Source organism: Pseudomonas sp. PICF6, assembly GCF_009831705.1.
In the GTDB taxonomy this organism is placed as follows: domain Bacteria; phylum Pseudomonadota; class Gammaproteobacteria; order Pseudomonadales; family Pseudomonadaceae; genus Aquipseudomonas; species Aquipseudomonas rhizophila.
This window is the reverse complement of sequence record NZ_WUUD01000002.1, coordinates 163,539-169,860: the sequence shown is the minus strand read 5'-3', so window position 1 is coordinate 169,860 and position 6,322 is coordinate 163,539. Positions and strand designations below refer to the sequence as shown.

Sequence of the window (6,322 nt, the reverse complement as noted above, 5' to 3'; positions counted from 1 at the left end):
CCAACGGCACATCAGGCGTATGCGCCGGGCCGCCCTGGCCAGGCGCGACGCGCTGCTGGCCGGCTGGCCGAAGGCGGTTCCAGGGGTTGGCGCCATGCCCACGGTGGTGGCGGGCCTGCACGTCACTGTGCCGGTGGACAGCGTCGAGCGTGAGCAAGAGCTGATAGCCCGAGCGACCCATGCCGGTGTCGAAATCAATGGCTTGAGTGGCTATTGGTTGCCCACCACGACGACGCCAGTGCGAGCCGGGCTGGTGCTGGGGTTCGCGGCCGTCCCGCCAGCAGCGATTGGCACCGCGCTGGCGAGCCTGGCCAAGGCCTGGAGAACAGGAGGCTGAGCGCCTGGCACAATCCCTGTGGGAGCGAGCCTGCTCGCGAAGACGTGGGCGCATCCAACATGGCGGCTGGCTGATCCACCGCTTTCGCGAGCCAGCCCGCTCCCACAGATTCAGATCCTGACCGTTATGAGGGCCGCTTTGGAAAGAACACTTCCCTGGCCTGATCCACCGCAATTTCGCTGCGGTAAAGATCGATCAATTGACGCTGGGTGAGATCCTGGGTGGCGTCGGCGCGTGCTCCCTTGTTGACTTGTTCCGGTGTTTTCAAGCGACCGGAAAGGTAGGCGTGGGCGGGGACCCAGTCGGTGGAGTAACGGAAATCGGCAAACCAAAGCGTTTTGTTTTCCTTCACGTCCCTGATCTCATACCGGTCGAGATAGCCGCGAAGAGGGCCTTTGTTTTTTTGTCGGTTCTTTAGTTTGGTGATGGAAATACGGTTGCGGCTTTTAAGCCAAATGACGCCATCCATGGTCGGAGGGCGATGTTTGATGACATTCAGTACGGCATCGAAGGCTTCCTCGTACAGGGCCTTCGCTTGCGTCTTGAGTGCCATGCGCAGGGCTTCGGCGGTACGCTTTTGTTTTACTGACACTTCAACGGTTTCGTTCGAGGCACTGTCCACTGCCTTTTTGATTGCAATGCCGACTTTCTCCATCCTGTTTGCATGGGCGTTCAGGATCATTCCGAGACCGGTGGGCGATCGGCCTGGCGCATTCATGTGCTCCTCGACCTGCGCCTGGAACGCCTCCAGCCCATCGATCAGGGCTTGGCCCTTTGCGAGGCTGGTTGCCAGTGGCGGGACGATCTGCGGCGTGTCGGCGAGCGCATGGGGCACCCACTCACCGGTTCCCTTGCGGTGGAAGGTGGCGATGATCTTGTCCGTGACCGGGTTCTTCACATCGACCCAATCGGTTTCTTCCTGCATTTTCGTTAAACGAGGCTCACCACTGACAAGGCCCCAAAAGCGTGCCCTGATGAACTTTTTCCTGAACCTGGGGCGTGGCTCGTAAGGGTTGCCCATGCTGCGCCGGTTGCTTCTCTCATCCAGGGCCTGGGCCAAATGTTGCAGTGCCCGTTTTTTCAGGCCGCCGATCTGCTTGTTCAGCCGATTGAGTTCGGCCGGCCGGGCGCTGTCCTTGTATTCAGTGCCCACGTATTCGAGTTGTTCTTCAAGGGCGGTGAACTGTTCCGTGAGACTGCCAAATGCATCGATTTGCTCATCCAGCCGGATCACGCTGCGTTCCTCGATGGCGTCGTGCAGGCTTTGGAAGGCGATCGTGGCGCTATCAACCAGTTGGTTAATGACGGCCCAACCTTCGGGCACTGTATTGATGCTGTCGAGCGACAGGCAGAGGTGGCGATACATGTCCAACTGGATAAGACGAATACCGTCGCTCTTGTAGGTCGGCATTCTTCCACGGTGCTGCCGGATAAACTCAAAACCTTCACGCCCCAGTATCTTGAGCCTGGAAAAACGGGTCTCCATGTAATCCAGGCGCTCGTTCATATCCTCGCCGACCCGGATCATGCTTTCGGCTGCATCGACGTGCTGCTGCTCCACGACCGCGACGCCGGTGGTGGCCATGTCCATGGCTGTTCTCAGGGCAGGGGTAAACCGCTCTTTCAGCGCGTCTATCTCTTCGAACGTGAAGTTGATCTGTGCGTTCAGGTAGCCAAGCCTGGCTTTAGGCGCGTCGGGTCTTGATTGGAAGACGGGCCATTGCGTCAGTATGTTCAGCGCTTCTTCATAGCTTTCGCGCTGGGTTTTCAAGGTGCTCAAGTAAACGTTGCGCTTGGTCTCCTTGGCGGAGCCCGAGGCGCTGTTCAATTCTTGCGCATTCATTGTCAGCAGTGCCTGGTGCTCCGGTTTTTTTTCTTCGAAGCGGTTCAGTTCGGCCAGCAGTTGAACGCTGCGGCGGTGAGTGTCGGCGATGACTTTTTCCATCGCACCTTTTGAGCCCGTTCCGCGCAGGCGCAGACGGATGTCGATATGCCAATTGCCGTGTACATCCAGCCTCAGGGGAGGGCCCAGGCGCGAGGGATTCTTCCCGTCGACGACGCAGACCTTATCGCCCACCATCAGCACGTTGAACCATTTTTCTCCCACTTTGGCGTACCACCGCCCCTGTCGTTGATAGAGCCCTTTGGACATGCCATCGGTATGGGCCTGCCCTGGTGTTTCGGGCGCGTCGACACTGAAACTCTCAAGGAGCTTGGCACCCTCTCCCGATTTGCCTGTCAAGGCACCGCTGGAATGGATGGACTCATAGTGTTCGGGGTGCGGTTGCTTAGCGGTGGAAGGCGCGAGTTTTTCGATAATGAGCTTGGGTTTAACCAGCTTGACCGGCTCCTCTAACACCTCCGGCGCCGCTGCCCTGCGACTGCGTGTGCCTTCTCTGGCATGGTCGATAGCGTGGGTGGTGATCGCCATGGCCAGGTTCAGCAGCAGGTCGACGAATGCCTCCCATGTGGCTTGGTCGTTGGCGTGTTCGCTGTCCTGCATCAGCGTTTCAATGTCATCCAGAATTTGCCAGAGCCAGACGGCGGTGCCCACGGCAGCGCCCAGATAAGGCAGGGCCAGGTTGAAAATCAGCCAGCCTGCCTGCTTGAACGTACTCCAGCGGGTTTCGCTGTTGGAGACCGATTGCCGGTCTGCAAGCTCGACCAGGGCATTGGCATTGGCCTTGAACAACAGTGGCAGGAAATCGGAGCCCAGGGTTTTTTCGCTCAAACCGACGGGGGCGCTATCGAGCCATGATGTAAAAGGGTCCGTCGCAAACTCAACGATGACCCAGGGTGAGGGCAGCGGGCCCGAGAAAATGTATCGGCTGTAATTGCTGCGCACCTCATCGGGCAGCCAGGCCAGGACCGATTGGCGCAATTCAGGGATTTGCCTGATCGCATACAACAGGTTGCTGGAGGAGGGGTACTGGCACAACTGCGGCTCAAGCAGCGGTCGATAAAGCAGGCAGGGACCGGCGTCTGGATTCTTCGGACCGATCACGAACATATTGGTCACGATGTCTTCCGAGGGGATCAGTTTCTGTTGGGATATGAAGGCCAGCCTGCGCAAGACGATGGGTTGTCCGTCGACCTTGCGATCGGCTTCCTCCGGCTCCATCAGTGCGGCGACATAACGGTAACCCCGTTCGTCGATGTTCCCACGCCCTCGGATCTTTCCCTCCAGCGCCAGCATGGGCAGTTGAATGCGCAACTGGGAGGTGTACAACTCTTCGCGGCGGGCTGATTCGGTCGGATCGTCGAGCAGTTTGCTCTTCACCAGATCGGGATAGACGCGACCGATATCTATCTTGGTGATGAGGCTTTCGATGTAGTCGGTCGTCATCCAGGTGGGCAACACCTTGCCGGTGAGGGACCTGACGGTTTTGTTGCCCAGGGGCAGTGCAATCAGGTTTTGCAAGGCCAGCTCAACGAGATTGAACCGGGTGGTCTCGAATTTGCCCGGAACGATAAAAGACCCCCAGGCCACGAGGCTGCGAATCTGGATCTCGATTTTTTCCGGATCGAGTGTCGCAGCGTCGGCATGGTCCGCTTGCATCTGCTTCTTGAGGGCGTTCAAGGCAAACTCCTTGATAGGAGCAATATCGTCCAGGTAGGTCTTGCCGGCATGGGAACTGCTCAACGCCGAAAGGTTTTTCATGTGCTGGGCGAACAGAATCTGATCGGATATCGACGCTGCCAGCAGCCAGTCGGGGATCTTTTTATCGAACCACGTCGCGCCAAGACCTTTTTCTGCGTCCAGCCCGCTGGTCACTGGCTGTTCGTCTTCGATGGATGCAATTTTTTTCAGAAAGCTGGGGGAACCGAGGATCTTGACCTGCATGGCGATCAGGCCGCAGGCCTTTTGATCGAAGATGTTGCCGGTGGGCTCATACAGCCGCCACTGGATTTTCTTGCGGAACGTGGTGTCCAGTTGCGTCGGGAGAAATTGCCCCAGCGCTTGCTGTGAATCGAATTTTTTATAGCTGTCGCGCAGCGAGTACGTAAGGATGACCTCTTTGCTGGCGATGGTTCCGATCAGTACCACCAACGAGTTTTCATTCAGGCGGCTCACTTTGGTCCCGTCAACTTCATCGATGTCGATCAGGTACGCGTGAGTGTCGTAGCGATCATGTTGCTTGCGGTCCTCCGGGTTGGGGTAAAGGAACAATTGCCTGGCCATGTCGCACTCAGTCGCGGTCCAGCCATTGACCTCTTTGACGTCCCAGATCTTGCGCAGCGTTCTGGAGAGCTCATGCCAGCGTGGTCCGGATGTGCCCACTGGCGCGTTCCAGTACGCCAGTTGTTGTTCCTGGCAGGCGGACAACATGACGGGCTCCAGTTCGTTGATCAGGGCTCCGATCTGTTCGATACGTACCGGCAGATGCACCTCCGGGGTGCTGATCGGTAGCTGAGTCAAAAAGTGCACGCCTTCGATCAGCATGGTCGAATCGCTCGCGCCTACTCGTTCGGCCACCATATCGCTGAGGGTTTCGTAACGGGTGGGCAGTTCCAGGATTTCGCCGTCGACAATGTCCCAGCGAGGCTCGCCAACGACTGTGTTGAGCGGATCGAGGTCCAGTGTCGGATACATTTTCTTGAGGGCCCTGCGCAGGAGCACGGCGGCAACTTCCGGGGAGGTAGGCCCTGCGAGTAGCTGGTTGAGCACAGCATTCTTGAGGCTGGCTTCAGGTGTAGTGTTCGTGGTTGTAGAGGTTCTGGTCATCTGACGCTCCCTGTCTTGCGATAGGTGGAATCCCCGCCGCTGAATGCTTCGGGGATTCCATGCTAGGGAGGTACAAGACAGGGAAGGTGGTAACTATGTATAGGCCGGCTGACAATGCCCGGTTGGGAATAAACCCCTTGCCGCAGAGCCTTTACTGGCCGGATTTAATCCGGGTCCAGGCCCGCGTCCGCGCGCGCTCGGCGTCCCTGGGCAACGGTTGCAAGGTGTAGAGCGTAGCCATCGCCGCCTCGGTCGGATACAGGTTGGGGTTGCTGCGGATCGCCGGGTCGACCATTTCGGTGGCATCCTTGTTGGGGTTCGGATAGCCAACGAAATCGCTGACCGGTGCGATTACCTCCGGTTGCAGCAAATAGTTGATGAAGGTGTAGGCGTCGTCCGGGTTTTTCGCCCCTTTAGGGATGGCGAGCATGTCGAACCAGATTGGCGCGCCTTCCTTGGGCAGGCGCATGTCCACGGTCACGCCGTTCTTGGCATCCTTGGCGCGGTTGGCCGCCTGGGAGAAGCTACCGGAGTAACCGACCGCCACGCAGATATCGCCGTTGGCGATGTCGGCCATGTACTTGGACGAGTGGAAATAGGTGATGTGCGGGCGGATCTTCATCAGCAGCGCTTCGGCCTTGGCGTAGTCCGCCGGCTTCTTGCTGTTGGGGTCCAGGCCCAGGTGCTGCAAGGCCAGGGGCAGGATCTCCGACGGTGAGTCGAGCAGCGCCACGCCGCACTGCTTGAGCTTGCTGATGTTCTCTTCCTTGAAAATCAGGTCCCAGCTGTCCACCGGCGCGTTGTCACCCAGGGCGGCTTTGATTTTGTCCGGATTGAAACCGATCAGGATGGTGCCGTACATGTAGGGCACGGCGAATTTGTTGCCGGGGTCGTTGGCTTCGATCAGCTTCATCAGCTTGGGATCGAGGTGGTTCCAGTTTGGCAGTTTGCTGCGGTCCAGGGGCTGGAACACCCCGGCCTCGATCTGCTTGGCCAGGAACACGTTGGACGGCACCACCACGTCGTAGCCGGAATTGCCGGTCAGCAGCTTGGCCTCCAGCGCTTCGTTGGTGTCGAAGATGTCGTAGACCAGTTTGACCTGGCTGTTCTGCGCCTTGAAATCGTCCAGGGCCTTGGGCGTGATGTAGTCGAACCAGTTGTAGACACGCAGGGTGCGCTCTTCGGCCTGGACAGCGCCGCACAGCAGCGCGGCGCACAGGCTGGGAACCATCAAACGCTTGAGTCTGTTCATGCTGTTA

2 protein-coding genes and 1 pseudogene are annotated in these 6,322 nt (G+C 58.4%); 1 reads left to right on the top strand and 2 read right to left on the bottom strand.

All coding sequences use genetic code 11. The features are described from left to right. Positions 1 to 337 (top strand): annotated as a pseudogene (locus GSM73_RS26685) (PLP-dependent aminotransferase family protein); the annotation flags it as partial. Between the two features lie 124 nt (positions 338 to 461). On the opposite strand, the gene GSM73_RS01820 reads toward GSM73_RS26685, so the two are convergent. After that, positions 462 to 4,781 (bottom strand): dermonecrotic toxin domain-containing protein, encoded by a 4,320-nt coding sequence (locus GSM73_RS01820; protein ID WP_256676646.1) that lies wholly within the window; start codon positions 4,779 to 4,781, stop codon positions 462 to 464. A 433-nt stretch (positions 4,782 to 5,214) separates the two neighbouring features. Then, positions 5,215 to 6,315 carry a polyamine ABC transporter substrate-binding protein gene (locus tag GSM73_RS01815; protein ID WP_047226711.1) on the bottom strand — a complete coding sequence of 367 codons (1,101 nt, stop codon included), beginning with the start codon at positions 6,313 to 6,315 and terminating at the stop codon, positions 5,215 to 5,217. Positions 6,316 to 6,322: the final 7 nt, after the last annotated feature.

What these genes read in the sequence shown, in the direction of transcription:
- GSM73_RS01815 (WP_047226711.1), bottom strand. Translation starts at nt 6,315, where the DNA reads ATGAACAGACTCAAGCGTTTGATGGTTCCCAGCCTGTGCGCCGCGCTG.
- GSM73_RS01820 (WP_256676646.1), bottom strand. Translation starts at nt 4,781, where the DNA reads ATGCTGATCGAAGGCGTGCACTTTTTGACTCAGCTACCGATCAGCACC.